The following is a 23,095-nucleotide window of genomic DNA, read 5'->3' as shown; positions in this document are numbered from 1 at the left end:
AAAAAAGGAATTTTTAGCCATTATGACAAGGAAAATGGCTTTCTGCACAAAGCCGGGCTGAAGTTTTAACAAATAACGCGGAGTATCTTTGCCGGTGGAAAACAATACCGGACTTCATGAGTTACAGTTCCATAGGAAAAATAACAGGTACCCATGGCCTTGACGGCAGGGTAGTGCTGCACCACCAGCTCGACGACAAGCAGATATGGAATAAGCTGCCACATATTTTTATCGAGCTGCGCCGGGAAAGCTACATTCCGTATTTTATTGAGGAACGTAAAGTGACGGGTCCCGATGAAGTATTGCTGAAGCTGGATGAAGTGGACTCTGTCGAGCTGGCCCGTTCATTGAGCGGGAAGCAGGTATACCTGGAGGACAGTGTTTTCAATAAATTAAAGCCCAAGGCAGTATCTGCCAATATGATCGGCTTTCGCATCGCAGATCGCAAAGTGGGGGAGCTGGGCATTATCGACGACCTGTTTGAAACGCCCGGACAGGTACTGGCTACGGTACAATATAAGGGGCGGGAAGTAATGATACCGCTGGTCGATGCCACGATAGTAGGCATCGATGTTGCCCGTAAGCTCGTGCAGGTTGACCTGCCCGACGGCCTGCTGGAAGTATACCTGTAGCTATATTTCCCCCCTGTATGCCTTGCTGATGACCTCGGCTTTGCTATTCACATGCAGCTTACGATAGATATTCTTGATATGGAACCGGACGGTATCCATCGACATGCTTAGCTTATCGGCAATCAGCTTATAGCTGAGCCCCTCGGTGAGGGCTTCCACGATCTGCTTTTCCTTAGGGGTCAATCCTTCGGTCTTATATTTCTTCTCGGGAATAAAGTAGTTCATCACCTTGCGCGCGATAGACGGCGACATGTAGCTGCCTCCTGCTTTGATTTCCAGTATGGCTTTATAAATCTCGGGCATGGGCGTGCCTTTGAGCGCATAGCCGGTGGCGCCGGCACATATCGACTGGAATATCTTGTCGCTGTCGCTGAATACCGTAAGCATAATGATATCGGTGTCGGGAAACAGGGTGCGTATCATTTTGATGCCTTCGATGCCGTTCATGCCCGGCAGGCCTATATCGTTTAATACCACATCGGGTGGCTGCTTGATATTGCCCTGGGCAAAGAAGGCTTCCATGCTATCTACTGCCAGCACGGCTTCCACATCCTCCATTCCTTCCAGGTATTCTTTCAGGTTAAGCCTGATGTCTTCCACATCTTCGATGATCGCGATATTCAGTTTCTTGCTGCTGTTCATGGTTCTTTAATTTATGCCTTGGTCAATTGCTCACCTCGATGGTAAATTGATCGTCTCCCGAATGTACGGTCAGCCGGGCGCCTACCCTGGTCGCACGCATGCGCATATTGCTCAGCCCCTGGCCGGTCGATTGTTCGTTGCTCAGCTCCCCGGCTTTGTTATTGGTGATCTTTAGCCTGAAGTGCCGGTCGGTGATCTGGTAAGCAATATCCACACGGCTAGCCTTGCTGTGCTTGGCGATATTGTTGACCGCCTCCTTAAAGATAAGGTAGATCTCGCCGCGGGTATCCGAAGATATCGGCTGGTTCAGATCGGTCCCGGATAATACAAAGTTAACATCTATTCCCAAAGGAAAGAGCATTTCTTCGGCATGTTCGCGCATACGATCGAGCAGGTTGCCGGCAAAATCATTGCGCGAATCTATGGTCCACAGCACATCGCTCATTGAAGCTACGGCATTGCGGCTAAGCTCGGCGATCTTTTCCAGCTTGGCATTACGTTGCTCTTCGGTATTGCGGCTATAACGCAGGTTGTCGGAAAACATGGTGATCCGCGTGAGCAGGCTGCCCACCTCGTCGTGCAGGTTGCTGGCGATCTTCATGCGAAGGTGCAGGATATTCTTAAAGCCCTGGTATTTGATCTGGTAGGCCGTATAGAAAATCACCGCGAGGCCCAGCAGCAGCAGAGCAAAGAACCACCAGGTCCTGTAAAAAGGCTGGATAACTTTTACCAGGAAGGTCAGCACATTTGCCGAAGAGACGCCTCTTGGGTTGATCGCCTTCACATCGATGGTATAGCTGCCGTAGGGAATGCCGCCCAGGTTGAGGGTATGGCGGTCGTCGAGCGTGACCCACTTGTCGGAAACTTCCCTGATGCGGTAGCTGTAAGTATTGCGTAGCGGATCGCTGTAATCGGTGCAACCAAAGTGAAGTTCCAGCAACAGGTCCGAAGGTTTTTTTACGATGGTATTATCTGTGGCTGCCTTGTTGCGCATGAGCTGAATACTCTGTGTCCTGTCGTTCCAGCCCGAAATGCCGGATACAAATACCTTAAAGGGTTCGGGCTCACTGAACTCCGCCGGGTCGAAAGAAGTGATGCCATTGATGCTGCCGAAATACATTTCGCCGCTGGCGGTGGTAAGAAAGGAATTCTGGTTGAACTCATTGGAGCTGAGCCCGTCTTCTTCAAAATAGTTGGAGAAGGAACGCCGGTCCTTACGATAGCGGTCGAGGCCGTTAAACGTGCTGATCCAAAGAATATTGCTGTCCTTTTGCTGCGGTATTATGGCATATACCACCTCATTGCTGAGCCCGTCCTGCCGGCGGATAAACCGTACCGATTTCAGGTCGGGCGATACCACATTGATGCCGCCACCGTTGGTACCCAGCCAGATATAGCCTTGCTTGTCGCGCTGAACAAAGAGAAGATCGTTGTTGCTCAGAGCCGGTTTTGTCCGGGTATTCAGCTGGTGCAGGATACCGCGTAAAGGGTCTACAATAAACAAGCCGGCAACGGTGCCTACGTAAAACAGGTCTTCATTGTCGCTGGCAGCAATGTAGCGGACCCTGTTGCCCACATCGAAGCCATCGTTGCGATGCAGCAGCATTGTATTGGCCACCGGATCGTAAGTAGCCAGGCCATTGCCGCAGCCCAGCCACAGCCGGCCCTTGTTGTCCTGTACAATAGCGTAGATACCGCCGATCGGGTCCTTCTTAAGATTGACCATGTAGTCGAGCGTTTCAAATATCTTTTTCCGCTTGTTGAAGCGCAGCAGCTGCTCTGCGTCAAAGCCCAGGTAAATATAATTGCTCTCCGTTTCCGGCAGCAGGGTATGGGGCGTTACCGGGCCGGCATAAGCCCTGGGATTGCTCTGGATTACGGCGTCGCTATTACGCATATAGGCATGCCAGTCCCTGGTTTGGCTGGAGTAGTGCCAGAGGCCGTTGTAAGACGATACATAGAGGTCGCCGTTATCATCTTCAATGATCTTGCGGGTGCTCACACGGTCGGGGAAGCTGTATAGTCCTTTGTTAAAGCGTTCGGCCCTGTCTTCTGCTTTGATCAACCCCTTGTTGGTTGCGATCCAGATGATATCGTGCTCGTCTACAAAAAGAGAATGGTAATTTTTGCCTTCGAAAATGTCGGGGTATTTTTTGGAAAATTCAATGACCTTACCGCTCTGCAGGTCGATCACAAAAAAAGTATAGTTATTGCAAAGCAAGTAGAGCCTTTTATCCCGCAGCACGGCTTGTAGAATGCCATAGGGCAGCGCATCGATCTTCTTTTTCAACTCCGGCGGGAAAGCACTTTTGAGGCTGTGGCCATCCAGCAGCGACAGCTTACCTGAGCTGTTGTTTAGCAGCAGGGTATTGCCGGACCTGGCCAGGTAGGTAAAAGGTCCTCCTGCATTCGCCTCGGTCAGCATCTTCATGCTCCCGTTGCCAGGGTCGATCCGGTAGAGCCAGCCGTTGTTGACCAGCAGGTGGCCATCCATGGCGATGATCTGCCCCACGGCGCGGCCGGTGTCTGCCATCCGGCACAGGAGCCGCAGCCGGTTCTGTGCATCGATCCGGGCTATATAGCCTTGCCCGAAAGATATGTAAGCGGTGCTGGTGCCGGGATCGACAAAAATATGGTGGGCACGGCTTATCGCCCATTCCCGGTCGGCGGGCACAGCGGCCAGCACCGCCGAAGTGGTCAATGTGGCGAGGTCGACGGCAAAGAGACCGGCATCGGTGCCCACAAGCATCTGTTGCCGGGCTTCATACAAGGCCAGGCTGGAAATATGCCTGTTGGCGAGAGGACCGGTAACCCGGGTGAAGGTATAGCCGTCATAAATATTCAGGCCATTGTGTGTGCCTATCCACATAAGGCCGCGGCTGTCTTTTTCCACTACATTAATATCGTTGCCGTTAAGCCCGTCCCGCCCGTCGTACAGTACCGATTTGGCAAAAGCACCTCCGGGGCCGGCGCATAAAAGCAACAAGCCCAGAACAAAAGTTACAGCCGCATGAATGCCTGATCCTGCCTTGTTTATCCTTTTCGTAAAACAATAACCCATGCCGGAGGCTAAGATAATAACTTTCGGGGCAGGCTGTATCAAATAAAAATAGCCTTATGGGAACGGCCTTGCAGGAATACAGCATCAGGTGGTATGCCCGCCTGCTTGCAACAAAGCGCTGCCCAACTCAATGGGCAGCGCTCCGGGATATGTTTGTCGCTTAATTGATCGTCTTGATCAGTTCCGATACAATGGCAGCCAGCTTAGGTGCTGCGGCATTGGCGGCCTGCAGCACTTCTTCATGAGTAATCACATTGAGCTCGTCGCGGATGCCGAGGTCGGTAATAATGCTGGCGGCAAATACCTTCATGCCTCCGTGTATCGCCACGATCACTTCGGGTACGGTGCTCATGCCTACGGCATTGCCACCGATCACATGCAGCCAGTGGTATTCGGCACGGGTTTCAAAAGTGGGCCCCTGCAGGCCCACATAGACACCTTCGTGTACCGGTATTTCCAGCCTGCGGGCTATATCCCTGGCCTTGGCCAGCAAGCCCAGGTTATAGGGTTCGCTCATGTCGGGGAAGCGGGTGCCCAGGCGATCGTCGTTTTTACCGCGCAGCGGGTGTTCGGGAAACTGGTTGATATGATCGCGGATGAACATGATATCGCCCACCTTGAACCCGGGGTCCATGCCACCGGCGGCATTGGACACGATAAGGGTTTCCACACCCAACGCCCTCATTACTCTTACAGGAAAAGTTACCTCCTGCATGCTGTAGCCTTCGTAATAATGGAATCTGCCGGCCATCAGCATTACCTGCCGACCCTTCAATGTACCGAAGATAAGCTTGCCCGCATGTCCCTCAACCGTGCTGTGAGGAAAATTGGGGATATCGGAATAAGGGATCTCTACCTCGGCTTCTACCACCCTGGCGAGGTCGCCCAGGCCGCTGCCCAGGATAATACCCGCAATGGGCGTCTGTTTGATCTTGCTTTGTATGAATGCAGCGGTTTCCTGTATTTGTTCAAAGGACATTGAAGGATACGGTTTTTTTAAAAAATGGCTGCAAAGATAATTTTAAATCCATATGAAATACCGTTGCCGCGAATATTAACCTTTTGCTCTTATTGGACGGCTTAAAGGAGAATATCATTGTGCGGTTTCTGTACCTGGATCACGACGGCATCGTCGTTCTGAGGTAACTCGGAAGGATACTTCTGCTCCATATTCTCCATGGCTGCCTTCCGTTTCAGCAGCTGCTCCACCAGTTGCTTCATATTTTTCCCGGCAATGTGCAGGATGCTGTTCTTGAGGCGGATGGCCGCCAGCATGCGGGCGACTATGAGCAGGAGCAGCGCGAGGACCAGGCCGGCTCCCCTCACCATCCAGTGCAGCGCCTTCAGGTCTTCCGGCTTATAGCGTTCGCCCAATGCAGTATCGTGTTGCAGCTGGCTGAGGTAATAAAAAGGATAAAGCTTATCGGCAAAGAGCACGAAGGCGATGCAGCCCAATACGAGCAGCCAGCAAAGGATCTCCATGAAGACGATGATGCCGGTATGGAACAGGCGTTTGGCGGCCGGCTTGCGCAGCGATGTGGCCATGGGATCAATGAGCGCCACCTGTTCCTTAACGGTCTTTTTCTGTTCCTGGAAATCCCGGATCAGGTCTTCCTGCAAATTGAGCGGTTTCATGACAATGCGTATAAAAGATGAAGGGTTACAGTGGCGAAAGTATTTATAGTCGCCATAAAAATCAAATGAAACGTTAAGAAGTTTTGCACATTAACGGTTGCTGAAAACAGGGCCGCGGCCTTGGTTAGCGACCGGTTAAGGGCCGGTGAGTACCAGCTTACTCTTTTTTTTCAAAAATGAACGTTCATTCATTTTTTTGCTTAATATTGTTGTATGGACAAAAAGCAGGCCATTCTCAAAAGTGTATTGAAGCTGGTCAACCGTGAAGGATTCTATCACCTGAACATGAAAAAGATTGCGCAGGAAGCCGGCGTAGCAGCCGGAACCATTTACCTGTACTTTAAAGGAAAGGAAGACCTGATCAATGCATTGTATGGCATGATCGTGAATGAGTTTAACCAGAATGTGCTCGAGGGCTACGACGATGGCAAGCCGGTAAAGGCCAATTTCTTCAATATGATCGATCTGGCGATAGACTTCTATCTGGCTGAGCCGGACAATTTCAGTTTTATTGAGCAATACACCTATGCCCCTTTTTTATTCAAAGAAAACCAGGATGAAAATTTTACCCTGCTCCTGCCCATTTATAAGATGATGCGGGAGGGAAAAAAGCAAGGTGTGATCCGGAACATTCCCGATGCCATTTTGTTAGCTCTGATCCATGGACCCATGAATACGATCATTAAGCTGCACCTGGCGCACAAGACCGATCTGAATAAGAAAGGCGCCAAGCAAAAGTTCCACGAAGCAGTATGGCAGGCGATCAGTGTGTGATGGAGCGGGTATCAAGTACTATGTATCAGGTCTCAAGTACTATGTATCCAAATTCTAAATTCCAATACCCAATACTTAATACTCAATACCCAATACTCAATACCCAATACCCAATACTTAATACCTAATACTTAATACTTAATACCTGACTCTTAATACTTAAATCTCAAATGAATCGGATCATTAAAAAAGTAGCCGTGCTGGGGTCCGGGGTAATGGGCAGTCGTATTGCCTGCCATTTCGCCAATATAGGACTGGAGGTATTGCTGCTGGACATTGTACCCAAAGATGCGCCCGAAGGCGATGGCAAGGCCCGCAACAAGATCGTGAACGATGCGCTGGCCTTCGCCCTTAAATCCAACCCTTCGCCCATCTATAGCAAATCCTTTGCGAAAAGAATAAGCACCGGTAACCTGGACGACGATCTGCCCCGCATTAAGGACTGCGATTGGGTGATCGAGGTGGTGATCGAAAGGCTCGACATCAAAAAGAAGGTGTTTGCCAATGTAGAGCAGTACCGCAAGCCGGGCTCGCTCATTACTTCCAATACTTCCGGTATTCCGATACACCTGATGGCCGAAGGCCGCAGCGAAGATTTCAGGAAGCACTTTTGTGGAACGCACTTCTTTAATCCGCCGCGTTATCTCAGGCTGCTCGAGATCATTCCCACTACCGACACGAATAAGGAAGTGATCAGTTTCCTGATGCATTACGGTGAAAAATTCCTCGGTAAGACGACCGTGCAGGCCAAGGATACGCCAGCGTTCATTGGCAACCGTATCGGGGTCTTCAGCATGATGAGCCTGTTGCAATATGTGGAAAAGACCGGGATGACCGTTGAAGAGGTAGACAAGCTAACGGGGCCCGTAGTGGGCCGTCCCAAATCGGCCACCTTCCGTACCGCCGATGTGGTGGGAATCGACACGCTGGCCCTGGTAGCCAACAGCCTGGTAGAAAATGTACCGGATGACGAAGCAAAAGGGATGCTGAAAGTACCGGCCTTCGTCAACAAAATGATTGAGAACAAATGGCTGGGTAGCAAGACCGAGCAAGGTTTCTTTAAAAAAGTAAGAGGGGAGGGTGGCAAAAGCGAGATCCATGCACTGGATCTGAAGACCCTGGAATATAAACCTTCCCAGAAAGTGAAGTTTGCCGTGCTGGAAGCCACCAAACCTGTCGACGACCTGCGGCAGCGGTTGCGCATGCTCATCGCCGCAAAAGATAAGGCCGGTGATTTTTACCGCGCCACACTGTTCCCGCTTTTTGCTTATTCCAGCCACCGTATACCCGAGATCTCCGACGAGCTGTACAAGATCGACGATGCTATTAAGGCCGGTTACGGCTGGGAGCTCGGACCCTTCGATACCTGGGATGCACTGGGCGTTGAAGCTACCATAAAAGCAATGGAAGAGGCCGGCAATAAGCCTGCACAGTGGGTATACGATATGCTGTCGGCAGGAAACACTACGTTCTACAAGATAGAGAATGGCCATCGCCTGTATTACGATATTCCTACAAAATCATACCAAGTCATTCCGGGCACCGAAGAATTTATATTGCTGGAGAACATACGCGAAAGCAAGACGGTATGGAAGAACAGCGGCACTACAATCACCGACATCGGCGATGGTATCCTGAACCTGGAATTCCATACCAAGATGAACAGTATCGGCGGTGAGGTGCTGGAAGGTATCAACAAGGCGATAGACCTGGCTGAGAAAGAATACAAAGGCCTGGTGATCTCCAACGAAGGCGGCAATTTCAGCGCCGGCGCCAATGTGGGCATGATCTTCATGATGGCTGTAGAGCAGGAATACGATGAGCTGGACTTTGCTATACGCCAGTTTCAGAATACCATGATGCGTGTCCGCTATTCTGCTATACCCGTAGTAGTGGCTCCGCACAATATGGCATTAGGCGGCGGCTGTGAAATGTGCCTGCATGCCGATAAGGTAGTGGCGCATGCCGAAGCCTATATCGGCCTGGTGGAGTTTGGTGTAGGACTGATACCGGGCGGGGGTGGCTCCAAGGAGTTTGCTGTACGGCTCTCCGATTCTCTGCATGAAGGCGATGTAGCGCTCAATACCTATCGCGACCGTTTCCTTACCATAGGTCAGGCCAAGGTATCGACCTCGGCAGAAGAAGCCTTTGAATTGGGCTACCTGCGTAGAGGCCTGGATAAGGTAGTGATCTCACGCAACCGGTTGCTGGCCGAGGCCAAGGCCGAATGCCTGGAAATGGCTAACGCCGGCTATGTGCAGCCTGCACACCGCAAGGATATTAAAGTGCTGGGCAAGCAGGCGCTGGGCCTGGCTTACCTGGGCGCCAACTCCATGTTTACCGGCAATTATATCAGCGAGCACGATGTAAAGATATCGCAGAAGCTGGGCTATGTGCTGGCCGGCGGGGACCTTTCCCAGCCCACTGAGGTGAGCGAGCAATACCTGCTCGACCTGGAGCGCGAAGCCTTCCTGAGCCTGACGACCGAAAAGAAAACCCTGGAAAGGATACAGTCTATTCTGAACGGCGGAAAAGTACTTAGAAATTAGTTATCAGACGTTAGATATTAGATGCTAGACATTAGATACCAGATAAAACCATAACCTTTTGATGTGCCTGTATAAACGGTATTCATCTTTTTAAAACAAAATGTTATGCATAAACTCGGGGATATGAAAATCTGGAACAAGGCTATCGACATATGCGTAGATGTGTATAAGGCGACGGCCCATTTCCCGCCAACAGAGACTTATGGGCTTACTGCTCAGATAAGGCGGTCATCTGCTTCTATTCCCTCTAATATCGCGGAAGGCGCCGGTCGAAATTCAAATAAAGAATTCATACACTTTCTCGGTATAGCGACCGGATCGGCTTATGAGCTGCAAACGCAGGTTATTATTTCAGAGAAGTTACATCTGATCAACGCCGAGCAATCTGAATATCTGACACACAATATCAATGAACTGCTAAAAATGACTTATGCCTTCAAGGAAAATATCAAGAACAGAACGCTATAACATCGTAAAAAGAAAAGACGGAAGGAGACAGGACAATACGATCCCAATGTCTAATATCTAATGTCTAACATCTAACATCTAAAAAATCAAATGAACGCATATATCGTAACCGGCTTCAGGACAGCCGTGGGCAAAGCGCCCCGCGGAGGCTTCCGTTTCACCCGCCCCGATGTACTGGCTGCTGACGTGATCAAACACCTGATGGCCTCGGTACCGCAGGTGAGAGCCGAACAGGTCGACGACCTTATCGTAGGCAATGCCATGCCGGAAGCGGAGCAAGGGCTCAACTTCGCCCGTTTTGTATCCCTCATGAGCTTCGATACCGACAAAGTATCGGCCGTGACTGTGAACCGCTACTGCGCCTCGGGACTCGAAACGATCGCTATCGCTGCAGCCAAGATCCATAGTGGGTTGGCACATTGTATTATTGCCGGCGGTTCCGAAAGCATGAGCCTTATTCCCATGGGGGGATGGCGGGTGGTACCCGATGCCGATACAGCCCTGGCACATCCCGATTATTACTGGAATATGGGCCTGACTGCCGAACAGGTGGCCAAAGAATATAAAGTAAGCCGTGAAGACCAGGATCAATTTGCCTTGCATTCTCATCAAAAGGCCCTGAAGGCATTGGCCGAAGGGAAGTTCAAAGACCAGATCGTGCCGGTGACTATACAGGAAACCTATGTGGGCGCCAATTGCGGTAAGAAAAAGACCCGGGAGTACGTGGTCGATACCGACGAAGGCCCGCGCGCCGATACTTCAACAGAAGCGCTGGCGAAGCTGAAGCCCGTGTTTGCCGCAGGTGGCAGCGTGACCGCAGGCAATTCTTCGCAGACCAGCGATGGTGCGGCTTTTGTGATGGTGGTCAGCGAGCAGTTCCTGAAAGAAAATAACCTCACACCGGTAGCGCGTATGGTTAGCTATGCCTCCGCCGGTGTGCCGCCCCGCATCATGGGTATCGGTCCTATAGAAGCCATTCCTAAAGCCCTTAAGGTAGCAGGTATGAAGAAGGATGATATCGACCTGATCGAGTTGAACGAAGCATTTGCCTCGCAATCGCTGGCGGTGATCAGGGAGCTGGGCCTGAATCCGGAGATCGTTAATGTTAATGGCGGTGCTATTGCCCTGGGACATCCTTTGGGTTGTACCGGCGCCAAGCTTACCGTACAAGTATTGAACGAGCTGAAGCGCCGCGAAAAGAAATATGGCATGGTAACCATGTGTGTAGGTACCGGGCAGGGCGCCGCCGGGATATTTGAGATGATGTAGCTTGAGTATTGGGTAGTGAGTAATGAGTATTGAGGCAGTAAGTAATAAGTACCAGCGTCAGGTGAATTTTCGCAATTAAAATTGTAAGAATATGCATAAGCTCAGCGATTTGAAGATATGGCACAAGGCCATTGATCTTGCGACACAAGTGTATGGTGCCACTGCTTACTTTCCTAAAGAGGAAACCTACGGATTAACTTCTCAAATCAGGAGATCAGCTGTTTCTGTTCCTTCAAATATTGCAGAAGGGGCGGGTAGAAATACAAATGGAGATTTTAAGCATTTTCTGGCTATCGCCAATGGTTCTTCGTACGAACTCCAAACTCAGATTATTATTGCCCAAAGACTGGAACTACTGGATACAGAGCGGTCAGCACTTTTATTGGATCGTCTGGATGATCTGCAGAAGATGAATTACCGACTTCAGCAAAGCTTATTGACTTAAAATAATTTTTAAAACCTTTTGGGTATTGGCAACGTAACATCTCAATACCCAATACCCAAATCTCAATACTAATATGAACGCAGCAATCAAAGGCGGCGAATTTCTGATCAAAGACACGAAAGCCGGAGATATCTTCATTCCCGAAGACTGGAACGAAGAACAACGTATGATTGCGGAAATGTGCCGCGATTTTCTGAAACAAAATGTCGATCCCAATCTTAACCGCATCGACGAGCAGGAAGAGGGCCTTATGCCTTCTCTCCTCGACAAAGCCGGTGAGCTGGGCTTGCTGGGCATGAGTGTACCCGAAGAATACAATGGTGTAGGAAAAGACTTCGTGACGTCCATGCTCACTACTGAGGTGCTGGGCGCAGGACATTCCTTTGCCGTGGCGCTTTCGGCCCATACGGGTATCGGAACCTTGCCTATCCTTTATTATGGCAACGAAGAGCAGAAGAAGAAGTATGTGAGCAAGCTGGCTACTGGCGAATGGAAGGGCTGCTATTGTCTTACCGAACCCGGAGCCGGATCGGATGCCAATTCCGGCAAAACCAAAGCCACGCTTTCTGCCGACGGCAAGCATTATATCCTCAACGGACAGAAAATGTGGATCACCAATGGCGGCTTTGCCGATATCTTTACGGTGTTTGCCAAGATTGACGACGATAAGAATCTGAGCGCCTTCATCGTCGAAAAAAGCTTTGAAGGTATATCGTTCAACCCCGAAGAGCATAAAATGGGTATTAAGGGCAGCTCTACCCGCCAGGTATTCTTCAACGATTGCAAGGTGCCGGTCGAAAATCTGTTGTCGACCCGGGAGAACGGTTTTAAGATCGCTGTCAATATCCTGAACCTGGGCCGTATCAAACTGGGTGGCGCGGCGCTCGGCGCTTCCAAAGAGGTGATCAGCAAAGCCGTCAATTATGCCGGCGAGCGGGAGCAATTCGGACGTCCTATTGCCAAGTATGGCGCGATCAAATACAAGCTTGCCGAACAAGCTATTCGTACCTATGCCTCGGAAGCTGCCGTATATCGCGCCAGCCAGAATATCGAAGATGCGACCAATGCTTACATTGCCGGTGGTATGGACGCCGCGCAGGCCAAGCTGAAGGGCACCGAGCAATTTGCCATTGAAGCGGCCATCATCAAAGTGCATGCCTCGGAGGTGCTGGATTATGTAACCGATGAAGGCGTGCAGATATATGGTGGCATGGGCTATAGCGCCGAAGCGCCTATGGATCGTGCCTACCGCGATGCACGCATCAACCGTATTTTCGAAGGAACCAACGAGATCAACCGCATGCTCAGTGTGGATATGATGCTGAAACGTGCCATGAAAGGCGAGCTCGACCTGATGGGCCCTGCACAGAAAGTGGCAGGCGAGCTGATGAGCATTCCCGACTTCGGGGCGCAGGAAGAAGGCCTTTTTGCCAAAGAGCATAGCTATATTTCCGGATTTAAAAAGGCGATCCTGATGACTGCAGGCGCCGCGGTACAGAAGCTTATGCAAAGCCTGAGCAAGGAGCAGGAAGTGATCCTGTACCTGGCCGATATGCTGATCGAGCTCTATGTAAGCGAGTCGGTACTGTTGCGTGTAGAAAAGCTTGCAGGTAGCGCCGGTGAAGAAGCGGCAAAAGAAAAGATAGCCATGGCAAAGGTCTATATTTTCGATGCTGCGCAACGCATCCATACCGCGGGTCGCAATGCGCTCAATGCATTTGCCGATGGAGATGAGCGCAGGATGATGATGATGGGACTGAAACGTTTTACCAAGACCGACGAATTGAATACGACCGAAGCACGCAGGAGTATTGCTGCGAAGCTGATCGAAGCCAATAAATATTGCTATTAAATAAGTAGCAGGCAGGAAGGCCACGGCTTTCCTGCCTGCTATTCTTCCGGCAAGGCGCCGCCGCTACCGGCAAGAAGCATGATGCATTTAGCCATTTTTACTAACCCAAAACAACAACAATGAAAAAGATCTGTACGCTTACCGCTACTGCGCTGGTGGCCTCTTCTATGGCTTTCGGCGGCAGCTTTCAACTAAATCTGCAGGGTATACGGCAAACCGCAATGGGCGGAACCGGTGTGGCCTGGCCATGGGATGCCTCTACTATCTTTTTTAACCCCGGTGGGCTGTCGCGGCTAAATGGCATACAGGCCTATGGTAGTGTCAATATTGTTACTCCCAATGTGAAGTATGTGCAAACGCCTACCGGCGGTTATTCTGCCAGTTCCGAGACGCATACGACCACTCCCTTTGCTGTGTACGTTGGCGGGCCTATAAAGAAAGGAAGCAAGATAGGCATAGGCCTGGGCATCTACACTCCTTTTGGTAATAAGCTGGATTGGGGCAATAGCTGGACCGGACGGTATGTAGTGGAGTCGATCAGTCTGCAAAGTTTCTTTTTCCAGCCAACGGTAAGCTATGCGGTCAACGATATGATCTCTGTAGGCGCCGGTTTTGTATATGCCCGGGGAACAGTCGATATTACGAAGGCTGTACCAGTACAGGATATCAACGGCAACGACGGGCAGGCCAAGCTGAAAGGCGGCGCCAATGGCTACGGCTTCAATGTGGGCGTACAGATCAAAGCGACCGATGACCTGCAGTTCGGCATCTCTTATCGCTCCAAGGTAAATATGAAAGTAAATGAAGGAGACGCGACCTTTACCGTACCCGGATCGCTGGCCGGCAATTTTCCCAATACCACCTTTGATTCGAAACTGCCGCTGCCCGAAATACTGACGGTAGGATTGGGTTATAAATTTACCAGCGACCTTATGGTACAGGCTGACGTCGTGTTTGCCGGCTGGAAGACTTACGACTCTCTGAGCTTCGATTTTGCTGAAAACAAAGCGGTACAGGATACACACGATCCCCGTTCTTATAAGAATACGGTTGCCTTCCGGTTGGGAGCGCATTATCAGATCGCCGACCAGTTTGCGATTATGGCCGGAGGCGCCTATGATCCTACGCCCACACGCGACAACCTGCTGTCGCCCGATGCGGTAGATGGCAACAGGCTTACCTTGTCCTGTGGCGCTACCTATCAGCCCTTGCCTCGGCTTAGCATAATGGCGGCCCTGAATTATACCACCACACCGAGGAGAGATGTAACCTACGATCCGGCCAATTTCAGGGGTGCTTACCAGATCAAGAGCCTGCTGCCTGCTATCGGTATCTCTTATACTTTTTAACCGCTAATCCAACCAACAATGAAAAAATCATATCTCTTCATAGCGGCCTCTGCTGCATTGCTTACCTTCTCCTGTAAATCCAAGATCGATCCCGATACACCTTCGGCTGGTTCGGCCGACTTTTCTGTCTATGTTGCCATGGGCAATTCGCTTACGGCCGGCTTTGCCGATGGCTCGCTCTATCGCAGCGGACAGGAAAATTCGTACCCCAATATGCTTGCCGGGCAATTCAAACTCGTAGGCGGCGGAGATTTCAAGCAACCGCTACTGCCCGGCGAATCGGGCTGGCCCATTGCACCGGCTGCCGGCCGCTTACCCAAGCGCGTGCTGGATCTGGTAACGGATTGCAAAGGGGTTACATCGCTGGGACCGAAGCTCTACTCCGGTGTGCCCGATACGGCCGGCAGCGCTACCAATATCGCCGCCGGTGGCCCTTACAACAATGTAGGTATACCGGGTATCCGTTGCATCGATTATGATGTGGCAGGCTATGGCCTGGCCAATCCCTATGCCGGCCGTTTCTTTTCCAGCCCTATGCAACGTCCTTTGGATGCCGCATTGCAACCCGTACCCACCTTCTTTACCCTTTGGCTGGGCGCCAACGATGTGCTGGGCTATGCTACAGCCGGGGGCGAAGGCGCCAACGGCGGCATCAACCTGACCGACATCTCTCCGCTACCTGCTTTTACGGCTACTTACAATAAGGTGGTAGGCGCAATCGTGACCAGCGGCAGAAGCCCTAAAGGCGTCCTGATCAATATACCCGATGTGACCACTATTCCTTATTTCACTACCATCAATCCTAAAGGTCTTGTATTGGATGCGACGCAGGCTGCACAATTGAGCGCAGCCTATGCCCCATTGGGTATCTCTTTTACTGCAGGGGCCAACTACTTTATTATCGAAGATGAGGCGGCTCCCGGTAACCTCAGGCAGATCAAGGCCGGCGAATACCTGCTGATCACTACCCCGGGCGATTCGCTGAAATGTGGCGGCTGGGGCAGCATGAAGCCCATACCTAAGCAATATGTGCTGGATGCTTCGGAAGTAAGCAATGTAAAGACCGCTACCGCGGCCTTCAACCAGGTAATTGCGGATAATGCGAACAAATATGGCCTGGCGCTCATGGATGCCAATACTTACCTGAAAAGCCTGCAATCGGGTGTTACCTGGAACGGCGTAACCTATACACCTGCATTTGTAACCGGTGGCGCTTTTTCGCTCGATGGAATTCACCTTACACCCAGGGGTTATGCGTTGGTGGCCAACGAAATTATTCGCGTCGCCAATCAGACTTACCGTTCGTCTATTCCGGATGTAGATGTCAATAAGTACAGCGGTGTCCGGTTCCCCTAAAAAAAGAAACCTGGGGAGCGTTGCCGGACGGCGCTCCCGGCTTTATTATTATGGACAAATTTTTTTTAGAAGCGAAAGTATTGTGGGCGCAGATAGATGCCAATATGCATTTGCGACACAGTGCCTATGCCGATTTTGCGGCACAGGCCAGGCTTGAGATGCTGGAACGGCTGGGTATGAATATCACCGTGATGCAGGAAGCGAAGATCGGACCAATACTGTTCCGCGAAGAAAGCGTGTACCTGCGTGAAGTGATGCTGGGACATACTGTGAGGGTAACCTGCCTGCTCGGCAAATGCCGTGAAGATGGCTCCCGCTGGTCGTTTCTGCAGGAAATATTCCGCGACGATGGTGTGTTGGCGGCAAGAATTCAGGTGGACGGCGCCTGGATCGACATGGTGAAGCGCAAGCTTACAGCCCCGCCGGAGCCCTTCAGAGAGCGCTTTCTGAAAGAGCTGCCGCGTACCGATGATTTTGTGCTGGAACCTGTACCCGATAAAACAATCCAAAAAGGATGAACCGTTTACAGCAACAAGTAGCCAAAGCCAGGCGATCTTCTTTCCAGCTATGGCTGCTCAATATGGGTTTGCTGCGTACCGTGCCGTTCAATAAGCCGCATGGACTCAAGGTAACGCAAATAGGGGATGACAGCATTACTATCGTGGCGAAGAATGTACGACCCAACCGGAACCATATCAAAGGGATACATGCCTGTCTGCTGGCAACCTTGTGCGAGTACGTTTCTGGATTGAGCCTGCTGCTGCGGTTGGACCCAAAGGCATACCGCATTATTCTGAAGAACATCCATATGACCTATCATTACCAGGCCAAAAAGGATGTGTCGGTTACCTTCCGGTTGCCGGACGCGGATTTTACAAAGGAAGTATTGCAGCCCCTGGAACATATGGAGGCCATCTTCAAAGAGTTCCCGGCAGAGGTCTACGATGCCGATGGGAACCATATCTGTACCGGGCTGATCAATTGGCAGATCAAATCCTGGAAGCATGTCAGAACAAAAGCGGATTAAACGGAATTTTTTTCTTTACCCTAAAAAAAACGAAAGCTTATGATGAAGAAAATAGCCCTGTTGGCGACGTTACTACTAGGCGTAATGGTTCTGGGCGCCAAAGTTACTTACGCTCAGAAAGATAAGGTGGAAGGTTTTTGGCTCAACCAGGAGAAGGAAGCAAAGATCGAGATATACAAAGCTAAGAACGGGAAATTCTATGGAAAGATCGTATGGTTGAAAGAGCCGAATAAAGACGGTAAGCCTAAGACTGACGTCAATAATCCCAAGGAAAACCTGCAGTCTCAGCCCATCATTGGCCTGCTCATCCTGAAGGGCTTCAACAAGGATGGCGACAAAATGTACGAAGATGGCACCATTTACGATCCCAAGAACGGAAAGACCTATAGCTGCAAGATTACCTACGAAAGCGACAGCAAGCTATCGATACGGGGATATGTAGGCATTTCCATGCTGGGGCGCACGACCACTTGGACCCGGAGTCCGAATTGATGCCCACCGGAAATATTTGGTGAGGGCTAAAATAATAACCGATTATGGCAATTATAACCGAATTTGAGGCTGCAGTAGCGGCTAGCAAGACTTTACCGGAAAAGCCGGATAATGATACCCTGTTGCAACTGTACAGCTTATATAAGCAGGCTACGGAGGGAGATGCTCCTGATAAAGGAGATTATGGTACCTTTGACTTTGTAGCTAAAGCCAAGCATGAAGCCTGGAGGCGACAGCAAGGTGTGGCAAAAGATGCTGCGAAGCAGCAATATATCGCCCTTGTGAACCAATTGGCGCAGTAATGACGCCAATAATCAGGCTTGGGCACAACGTCCGGGTCATGTAAACAATAATATTCATGGCAGCACGGATAATCGGCACAGGAAACTATATACCGGAAAAGATCATCGGCGAAAAGGAATTTCTTCAGCACCAGTTTTACGACACTACCCATCAGCCGATCGATGCCGATCCAGCCGAAATTATCCGGAAATTCAGAGGGATCACCGGTATTGAAGAGCGGCGTTATGCCCGGCCGGATCAGCAGACTTCCGATATGGCAACGATGGCGGCCCGGGAGGCTGTAGCAGATGCTGCGATCGATCCCGAAACCCTGGACGGCATTATCGTCGCCCATAATTATGGTAATATACCCTCAGGTCAGGTCCAGTCGGATACGGTGCCTTCTTTAGCGGCAAGAGTGAAGCATAATCTCGGGATACGAAATGCAGGCTGCGTCGCTTTCGACGTTCTTTTCGGCTGCCCGGGATGGATACAAGGAATGATTATCGCCAACCAGTTTCTTAAAACGGGCGCCGCAAAGCGATACCTTGTCATTGGTGCCGAGACATTGTCACGGGTTTTGGATGTACATGACCGGGATTCCATGATCTATGCCGACGGCGCGGGCGCGGTAATAGCAGAATGGGACGATGCTCCCGATAGTGGTATATTGAGTACAGCCAGCCGTTCTTTTACCTATGACGAGGTGTACTACCTGAATTTCGAAACATCGTTGAAACCAGGCGCGACACCCGGTACACGGTTCATCAGGATGCAGGGCCGCAAGATCTATGAATTCGCCCTCAACCAGGTACCGCTGGCCATGAAGGCTTGCCTGGATCAATCGGGTATTGCTATCGATGAGGTGAAAAAAGTGTTCCTGCACCAGGCCAATGAAAAGATGGATGAGGCGATTGGTAAACGTTTTTTTGCCCTGTATGGCAAAGAATCCGTGCCGGCTCATATGATGCCGATGACCATCCACAAGCTGGGCAATAGTTCTGTAGCCACAGTGCCTACCTTGCTCGACCTCGTACGCAAGGGAAAGCTTCCGGAACATGAGCTACATGCCGGCGACGTGATCCTGCTGGCCTCGGTAGGCGCAGGGATGAATATCAATGCGATTGTCTATAAAGTATAAAGTGATTATCCGTATATAGGAAACCAGCCCCCAAAACAGGAGCAATGGAAAGGACACTTTTGGTTAATGATTAAAACGTTAATCTATGATCCTATGTTCGGCAATACTGCATTAAAGTCGATACCTGTTTTTTGGCGAAGCAAAAAAGAAAGAAAAATGGGATATTGACACCAAATAAAAAGTCGAATGAAGCAGAGCGTGTCAGCCAGTATTTATAGACCTACAAAACTTTGTTTCCTTTATCTGGATAGTCACTAAGTATGGTATCTGGTAAGTTTTTCTGTAATCTTCATACAACAAGATCTTATGTCTCTTTTCCAAAATAAGACCTTTCTCATTACCGGCGCAAGCCGGGGTATTGGTAAGGCAATAGCGCTGAAGCTCGCTGCGGCAGGCGCCAATATTGCCATCGCTGCCAAATCGGTACAGGAAAATCCGAAGCTGGGAGGGACTATATTTTCTGCGGCTGAAGAAATTGAAAAGGCCGGCGGCAAAGCACTGCCCGTACACTGCGATATCCGTATGGAAGAGATGATACAGGATGCTGTAGCGCAGACAGTATCGGCATTTGGCGGTATCGACGGCGTGATCAACAATGCCTCGGCCATCTCGCTCACCAATACCGAAGATACCGAGAGCAAGCGTTTCGACCTGATGCATGACATCAATGTGCGTGGCACCTTCCTGGTGACAAAGCACTGTCTGCCACACTTGCTGCGTTCAAAGAATGCGCATATCCTCACTTTGTCGCCGCCGGTAGACCTGCAGCCCAAATGGCTGGGCGCACACATTGCCTATACCCTGAGCAAATACAACATGACCATGATGGCCATGGGCTGGGCCGAGGAGTTTAAGCAAGACGGTATCTCTTCCAATTCGTTGTGGCCGGTAACCACCATCGCAACGGCTGCAGTAAACAACCTGCTGGGCGGTGAATACCTGATGCAGCGGAGCCGTAAGCCCGATATACTGGCTGATGCGGTGTTTCATATACTGCAGCAGGGACCAGGTAAGCTCACCGGCCGTCAATTGCTGGACGAGGTTATTTTGGGCGAAGCCGGTGTCACCGACTTCAGTCCTTATGCGGTAAATCCGGGCGGCAGCCTGCAAAAGGACCTTTTCCTGTAAAGCTTGCCGCTTTACTGAAAAAAGGTACATTTACACCCTCAAAAATGCGATAATTATGTCGGTGCACAGCGAAGTAAAACGCGTAACGACCCACACGTTACAAAAAATGAAGGATCGCGGGGAGAAGATCTCTATGTTGACCGCCTACGACTATTCTTTCACCAAAATATTTGATGAAGCCGGTATCGATATCCTGCTCATCGGCGACTCGGCATCCAATGTGATTGCCGGGCATGAGACCACCTTGCCCATTACCCTCGACCAGATGATCTTCCTGGCCTCGAGTGTGGTGAGAGGCGCCCAGCGCTGCTTTGTGATCTGTGATCTGCCCTTCGGCACCTACCAGGGCAATAGCAAAGAAGCCCTGAACTCGTCTATCCGCATCATGAAAGAGTCCGGCGCGCATGCTGTGAAGCTGGAAGGCGGCGCCGAGGTGTGCGAGTCCATAGCCCGCATCGTATCGGCCGGCATACCCGTAATGGGCCACCTGGGTCTTACACCGCAGTCGATCTACCAGTTTGGTACCTACAGCGTGAGGGCAAAAGAAGAGGAGGAGGCAGAGCTGCTGATCCGCAATGCCCATGCTGTGCAGGACGCCGGTGCTTTTGCGCTGGTGCTGGAGAAAATACCGGCTACATTGGGTAAGCGCGTCGCCGAGGAGCTGAAGATACCGGTGATCGGCATTGGCGCCGGGATGCATGTCGACGGCCAGGTGCTGGTGATGCACGATATGCTGGGCATTACCAAAGATTTTTCGCCGCGCTTTCTCCGCCGCTACCTGAACCTTTACGATGATATCAAAAAGGCTGCAGGACAGTACATCAGCGATATAAAGAGTAAAGATTTTCCAAACGAGCAGGAACAATATTAAAAGCAGCAGGGCTGTCCTATCCGGGGCAGCCCTGTTTTATTTGTATGTAGTTCCATTGGTATCCTTTTAGCCGTGGTATACCCTCGACGCCAGTATGCTGCCGTCTCCTATCTCCAGCACTTCCGCTACCCGCATATCTTCTTCACCAGGTACTTGCCGTATATATTCCATAAAGACCCTGTCGTCGTTAGCGGTAAGGGAGGTAACTTCATAGTGCAGGCCCGGCAGGCGCTCAAAGGCATCCTGCCACCATGCCCTTAATGCAGCCTTTCCTTTGATCAGACCCTCGGTTTCGGGTTGCCGCTGCTTTAGCTTCGGGCTGTAATGCTGCGCCTGTTCGTCGTACAGCGACAGCAACTGTTCCAACTGATGCGCGTTGAACGCTGCAAACCATTGCCGGGCAATGTGCTCATGTTGTAATGCTTTTGTCATTCCCTTTTTTTGAGGGCAAAGCTATCCGTTAAAATCCATTTTCCCTTTCGTGTCATCGCTTTTTTCCGACACCCAATCGACGGCAACATCAATATCCAGCTTGTCGAAACCCCTGAATGCTCCGGGCATCAGCGCGCTGAAGATCCTGGTAAAATGCTGCAGCCCTGCCGAGTCGGTAATGATCGCAGCACGGTTCCATTGCGTCAGGTGTTTGATACCCAGCAGCACATCCTGCATCCAGGCGCCGAAAGTAAATTCCTTTAAGGGGGTATCCAGGATCAGCAGGTAATTCAGCTTACCCGTCTTCGCAACCAGGCGTTCCACCTCTGGCAATACAACCTGTTCAAAATCTTCCCTGGTCACATTTCCCGTTGCCCTGAAGCCCACAACATTGCCTGGTAGATTCATCAATGGCTCTATCATAGAATATGTTCTTTCTCGTGTATATTATCTTCCAACAATCGAATAGATCAATTGTTTGAAATTAAGATATGATAAGATGGCCGGTCGCGGCTGTCAGATTCCTGTTTTCCTATCGCCAGACACCATTCTTTAACCAAAAAGAAACTTTATGACTACCGCACAGCTAACCGGCGCCCTGTGCATGGTGTTACTGGGAAGTAATGCTGCGCTTCATGCACAAACACCCGTCGATTTCTACGATCAACCCTATAAGGAGAGGAATAATGGTACTTTCGACCGGGGTACGCAGATCCTGACATTTGGCTATGGGCTGGGAAACACCTCCGGTACGGGTTATCTCAATGTTAACCTGGAAGAAAAGATCAGCCATACCAATGTAGGGCCCATATACCTGAAGTACGAGTACGGCCTTGCCGATGCTATAGGGCTGGGCGTTTATGGCGCCTATGCCTACGCTAAAGACCAGATGAATAAAGCCTCGCCGAAGGACTACCGTACCAATGCTTTGAGCTTTGGGGTCAACGGCTTTTACCACTTTAACAAGCTGATCCAGGTGGAAAACCTGGATTGCTATGCCGGTATCGGTTTGGGTTTTAAAACGGTAAGTGTTAAGTCGCAGCCCACCGATGGTACCGGCACCGAGTCCAAGGTGAGTGATAATACCGGTGTGTTCTCTTTGCGGCTGGGCGCCCGTTACTATATCGTCAGTGGCTTTGGTGCTTATTTTGAGTTCGGACCCGATAAGATGAGCGCGCTGAACGTAGGCCTATCGTTCAAATGGTAGCCGAAGCCAGCAGCTCTATTGCTCGTAATATTCGATAGGCAGCCCGTCGGGATCAGCGATAAAGGTGAAACGCTTGCCGGTAAGCACATCGGTGCGTACGGGCTCTGTGGCGATGCCCGCTGCTTGCAGCAAACTTATGGTAAGCGCCAGGTCAGTAACGGCAAAGGCCAGGTGCCTTAAACCGGTGGCTTCGGGCCTGCTTGGCCTTGGCGGCGGATCGGGAAAGGAAAATAATTCGAGTATATAGACGCCGTTGAGCGCCAAGTCGAGCTTGTACGAACGTCGTTCTGCACGGTATGTTTCGTTAATGACTGTGAGCCCCAGGATTTCTGTATAGAATTGCTTCGAGCGTTCGTAATCCGAACAGATAAGTGCAATATGGTGGATGCCGGAGACCGGGAGCATAATTTTATTTAAGGGAGAAAAACGGACTGGGGGGCGACAATGCCCTTTGGTCTTCCTCTCGTAAATATCGGAACTTTT

Annotated in this window: 24 protein-coding genes; 17 read left to right on the top strand and 7 right to left on the bottom strand. The window is 50.7% G+C overall.

Going from position 1 to position 23,095, the window contains the following annotated elements:
- Positions 1-116 precede the first annotated feature (116 nt).
- A complete protein-coding gene (gene rimM / locus DZK30_RS18205) occupies positions 117-632 on the top strand; it encodes a ribosome maturation factor RimM (RefSeq protein ID WP_118975588.1) in 516 nt (171 codons plus the stop codon).
- Here the strand turns inward: rimM and DZK30_RS18200 are convergent, their stop codons facing one another.
- The 4 genes from DZK30_RS18200 to DZK30_RS18185 all read right to left on the bottom strand — a co-directional run bounded on the left by DZK30_RS18200 (position 633) and on the right by DZK30_RS18185 (position 5,970).
- Positions 633-1,274 (bottom strand): response regulator, encoded by a 642-nt coding sequence (locus DZK30_RS18200; protein ID WP_118975587.1) that lies wholly within the window; start codon positions 1,272-1,274, stop codon positions 633-635.
- Between the two features lie 22 nt (positions 1,275-1,296).
- The gene (locus tag DZK30_RS18195) at positions 1,297-4,335 is read right to left on the bottom strand and encodes a ligand-binding sensor domain-containing protein (protein ID WP_162903213.1); all 3,039 of its coding nucleotides are present in this window, start codon (positions 4,333-4,335) and stop codon (positions 1,297-1,299) included.
- 160 nt (positions 4,336-4,495) lie between these two features.
- Positions 4,496-5,314 (bottom strand): purine-nucleoside phosphorylase, encoded by an 819-nt coding sequence (locus DZK30_RS18190; protein ID WP_118975585.1) that lies wholly within the window; start codon positions 5,312-5,314, stop codon positions 4,496-4,498.
- Positions 5,315-5,415: 101 nt separating this feature from the next.
- Positions 5,416-5,970: a hypothetical protein gene (locus DZK30_RS18185; RefSeq protein ID WP_118975584.1), complete on the bottom strand. Its 555-nt coding sequence runs from the start codon at positions 5,968-5,970 to the stop codon at positions 5,416-5,418.
- A 213-nt stretch (positions 5,971-6,183) separates the two neighbouring features.
- Between DZK30_RS18185 and DZK30_RS18180 the strand changes: the two genes are divergently transcribed.
- The 15 genes from DZK30_RS18180 (at position 6,184) to panB (ending at position 20,973) form a co-directional block, all read left to right on the top strand.
- Positions 6,184-6,744, top strand: a complete 561-nt coding sequence (locus DZK30_RS18180; protein ID WP_118975583.1) for a TetR/AcrR family transcriptional regulator — start codon at positions 6,184-6,186, stop codon at positions 6,742-6,744.
- 170 nt (positions 6,745-6,914) lie between these two features.
- On the top strand, positions 6,915-9,293 hold the full coding sequence (locus tag DZK30_RS18175) for a 3-hydroxyacyl-CoA dehydrogenase/enoyl-CoA hydratase family protein (protein WP_118975582.1): 2,379 nt from the start codon (positions 6,915-6,917) through the stop codon (positions 9,291-9,293).
- 123 nt (positions 9,294-9,416) lie between these two features.
- Positions 9,417-9,761: a four helix bundle protein gene (locus DZK30_RS18170; protein ID WP_240432951.1), complete on the top strand. Its 345-nt coding sequence runs from the start codon at positions 9,417-9,419 to the stop codon at positions 9,759-9,761.
- A gap of 90 nt (positions 9,762-9,851) precedes the next feature.
- On the top strand, positions 9,852-11,030 hold the full coding sequence (locus tag DZK30_RS18165; protein WP_118975580.1) for an acetyl-CoA C-acyltransferase: 1,179 nt from the start codon (positions 9,852-9,854) through the stop codon (positions 11,028-11,030).
- Between the two features lie 91 nt (positions 11,031-11,121).
- Positions 11,122-11,475, top strand: a complete 354-nt coding sequence (locus DZK30_RS18160; protein ID WP_118975579.1) for a four helix bundle protein — start codon at positions 11,122-11,124, stop codon at positions 11,473-11,475.
- A 73-nt stretch (positions 11,476-11,548) separates the two neighbouring features.
- Positions 11,549-13,327 (top strand): acyl-CoA dehydrogenase family protein, encoded by a 1,779-nt coding sequence (locus DZK30_RS18155; RefSeq protein WP_118975578.1) that lies wholly within the window; start codon positions 11,549-11,551, stop codon positions 13,325-13,327.
- A gap of 119 nt (positions 13,328-13,446) precedes the next feature.
- Positions 13,447-14,676, top strand: a complete 1,230-nt coding sequence (locus DZK30_RS18150; RefSeq protein WP_118975577.1) for an OmpP1/FadL family transporter — start codon at positions 13,447-13,449, stop codon at positions 14,674-14,676.
- 18 nt (positions 14,677-14,694) lie between these two features.
- Positions 14,695-16,032 (top strand): SGNH/GDSL hydrolase family protein, encoded by a 1,338-nt coding sequence (locus tag DZK30_RS18145; RefSeq protein ID WP_118975576.1) that lies wholly within the window; start codon positions 14,695-14,697, stop codon positions 16,030-16,032.
- A 50-nt stretch (positions 16,033-16,082) separates the two neighbouring features.
- Positions 16,083-16,550, top strand: coding sequence for an acyl-CoA thioesterase (locus DZK30_RS18140; RefSeq protein WP_205529487.1), 468 nt, complete (start codon positions 16,083-16,085; stop codon positions 16,548-16,550).
- A complete protein-coding gene (locus tag DZK30_RS18135; protein ID WP_118975575.1) occupies positions 16,547-17,059 on the top strand; it encodes a DUF4442 domain-containing protein in 513 nt (170 codons plus the stop codon). Before DZK30_RS18140 ends, DZK30_RS18135 begins: the two co-directional genes overlap by 4 nt.
- Before the next feature lie 39 nt (positions 17,060-17,098).
- Positions 17,099-17,551, top strand: a complete 453-nt coding sequence (locus DZK30_RS18130; RefSeq protein WP_205529486.1) for a DUF2147 domain-containing protein — start codon at positions 17,099-17,101, stop codon at positions 17,549-17,551.
- Positions 17,552-17,595: 44 nt separating this feature from the next.
- Complete coding sequence (locus DZK30_RS18125; RefSeq protein WP_118975574.1) at positions 17,596-17,853, top strand: acyl-CoA-binding protein; 258 nt, start codon at positions 17,596-17,598, stop codon at positions 17,851-17,853.
- Positions 17,854-17,909: 56 nt separating this feature from the next.
- Entirely contained in the window at positions 17,910-18,974 is a 1,065-nt protein-coding gene (locus DZK30_RS18120) for a 3-oxoacyl-ACP synthase III family protein (RefSeq protein ID WP_118975573.1), read from the top strand.
- Positions 18,975-19,280: 306 nt separating this feature from the next.
- Complete coding sequence (locus tag DZK30_RS18115) at positions 19,281-20,102, top strand: SDR family oxidoreductase (RefSeq protein WP_118975572.1); 822 nt, start codon at positions 19,281-19,283, stop codon at positions 20,100-20,102.
- Positions 20,103-20,157: 55 nt separating this feature from the next.
- Positions 20,158-20,973 carry a 3-methyl-2-oxobutanoate hydroxymethyltransferase gene (panB, locus tag DZK30_RS18110; protein ID WP_118975571.1) on the top strand — a complete coding sequence of 272 codons (816 nt, stop codon included), beginning with the start codon at positions 20,158-20,160 and terminating at the stop codon, positions 20,971-20,973.
- A 66-nt stretch (positions 20,974-21,039) separates the two neighbouring features.
- Here panB and DZK30_RS18105 read toward each other — a convergent pair whose 3' ends face one another.
- Together DZK30_RS18105 and DZK30_RS18100 are read right to left on the bottom strand one after the other, a co-directional pair.
- The gene (locus tag DZK30_RS18105; protein WP_118975570.1) at positions 21,040-21,405 is read right to left on the bottom strand and encodes a nuclear transport factor 2 family protein; all 366 of its coding nucleotides are present in this window, start codon (positions 21,403-21,405) and stop codon (positions 21,040-21,042) included.
- A gap of 21 nt (positions 21,406-21,426) precedes the next feature.
- Positions 21,427-21,828: a SpoIIAA family protein gene (locus DZK30_RS18100; protein ID WP_118975569.1), complete on the bottom strand. Its 402-nt coding sequence runs from the start codon at positions 21,826-21,828 to the stop codon at positions 21,427-21,429.
- Between the two features lie 148 nt (positions 21,829-21,976).
- Between DZK30_RS18100 and DZK30_RS18095 the strand changes: the two genes are divergently transcribed.
- Entirely contained in the window at positions 21,977-22,612 is a 636-nt protein-coding gene (locus DZK30_RS18095) for an outer membrane beta-barrel protein (protein WP_118975568.1), read from the top strand.
- A gap of 15 nt (positions 22,613-22,627) precedes the next feature.
- Here the strand turns inward: DZK30_RS18095 and gloA2 are convergent, their stop codons facing one another.
- Complete coding sequence (gene gloA2 / locus DZK30_RS18090) at positions 22,628-23,017, bottom strand: SMU1112c/YaeR family gloxylase I-like metalloprotein (RefSeq protein WP_118975567.1); 390 nt, start codon at positions 23,015-23,017, stop codon at positions 22,628-22,630.
- Positions 23,018-23,095 lie beyond the last annotated feature (78 nt).

The organism is Taibaiella koreensis, from assembly GCF_003545715.1.
In the GTDB taxonomy this organism is placed as follows: Bacteria; Bacteroidota; Bacteroidia; order Chitinophagales; family Chitinophagaceae; genus Taibaiella; species Taibaiella koreensis.
This window is presented reverse-complemented; position numbering and strand designations above follow the sequence as displayed.

Excerpts from the sequence above, each read along its gene's own strand:
- rimM (WP_118975588.1), top strand. The coding sequence starts at position 117 with ATGAGTTACAGTTCCATAGGAAAAATAACAGGTACCCATGGCCTTGAC.
- DZK30_RS18200 (WP_118975587.1), bottom strand. The coding sequence starts at position 1,274 with ATGAACAGCAGCAAGAAACTGAATATCGCGATCATCGAAGATGTGGAA.
- DZK30_RS18195 (WP_162903213.1), bottom strand. The coding sequence starts at position 4,335 with ATGGGTTATTGTTTTACGAAAAGGATAAACAAGGCAGGATCAGGCATT.
- DZK30_RS18190 (WP_118975585.1), bottom strand. The coding sequence starts at position 5,314 with ATGTCCTTTGAACAAATACAGGAAACCGCTGCATTCATACAAAGCAAG.
- DZK30_RS18185 (WP_118975584.1), bottom strand. The coding sequence starts at position 5,970 with ATGAAACCGCTCAATTTGCAGGAAGACCTGATCCGGGATTTCCAGGAA.
- DZK30_RS18180 (WP_118975583.1), top strand. The coding sequence starts at position 6,184 with ATGGACAAAAAGCAGGCCATTCTCAAAAGTGTATTGAAGCTGGTCAAC.
- DZK30_RS18175 (WP_118975582.1), top strand. The coding sequence starts at position 6,915 with ATGAATCGGATCATTAAAAAAGTAGCCGTGCTGGGGTCCGGGGTAATG.
- DZK30_RS18170 (WP_240432951.1), top strand. The coding sequence starts at position 9,417 with ATGAAAATCTGGAACAAGGCTATCGACATATGCGTAGATGTGTATAAG.
- DZK30_RS18165 (WP_118975580.1), top strand. The coding sequence starts at position 9,852 with ATGAACGCATATATCGTAACCGGCTTCAGGACAGCCGTGGGCAAAGCG.
- DZK30_RS18160 (WP_118975579.1), top strand. The coding sequence starts at position 11,122 with ATGCATAAGCTCAGCGATTTGAAGATATGGCACAAGGCCATTGATCTT.
- DZK30_RS18155 (WP_118975578.1), top strand. The coding sequence starts at position 11,549 with ATGAACGCAGCAATCAAAGGCGGCGAATTTCTGATCAAAGACACGAAA.
- DZK30_RS18150 (WP_118975577.1), top strand. The coding sequence starts at position 13,447 with ATGAAAAAGATCTGTACGCTTACCGCTACTGCGCTGGTGGCCTCTTCT.
- DZK30_RS18145 (WP_118975576.1), top strand. The coding sequence starts at position 14,695 with ATGAAAAAATCATATCTCTTCATAGCGGCCTCTGCTGCATTGCTTACC.
- DZK30_RS18140 (WP_205529487.1), top strand. The coding sequence starts at position 16,083 with ATGGACAAATTTTTTTTAGAAGCGAAAGTATTGTGGGCGCAGATAGAT.
- DZK30_RS18135 (WP_118975575.1), top strand. The coding sequence starts at position 16,547 with ATGAACCGTTTACAGCAACAAGTAGCCAAAGCCAGGCGATCTTCTTTC.
- DZK30_RS18130 (WP_205529486.1), top strand. The coding sequence starts at position 17,099 with ATGATGAAGAAAATAGCCCTGTTGGCGACGTTACTACTAGGCGTAATG.
- DZK30_RS18125 (WP_118975574.1), top strand. The coding sequence starts at position 17,596 with ATGGCAATTATAACCGAATTTGAGGCTGCAGTAGCGGCTAGCAAGACT.
- DZK30_RS18120 (WP_118975573.1), top strand. The coding sequence starts at position 17,910 with ATGGCAGCACGGATAATCGGCACAGGAAACTATATACCGGAAAAGATC.
- DZK30_RS18115 (WP_118975572.1), top strand. The coding sequence starts at position 19,281 with ATGTCTCTTTTCCAAAATAAGACCTTTCTCATTACCGGCGCAAGCCGG.
- panB (WP_118975571.1), top strand. The coding sequence starts at position 20,158 with ATGTCGGTGCACAGCGAAGTAAAACGCGTAACGACCCACACGTTACAA.
- DZK30_RS18105 (WP_118975570.1), bottom strand. The coding sequence starts at position 21,405 with ATGACAAAAGCATTACAACATGAGCACATTGCCCGGCAATGGTTTGCA.
- DZK30_RS18100 (WP_118975569.1), bottom strand. The coding sequence starts at position 21,828 with ATGATAGAGCCATTGATGAATCTACCAGGCAATGTTGTGGGCTTCAGG.
- DZK30_RS18095 (WP_118975568.1), top strand. The coding sequence starts at position 21,977 with ATGACTACCGCACAGCTAACCGGCGCCCTGTGCATGGTGTTACTGGGA.
- gloA2 (WP_118975567.1), bottom strand. The coding sequence starts at position 23,017 with ATGCTCCCGGTCTCCGGCATCCACCATATTGCACTTATCTGTTCGGAT.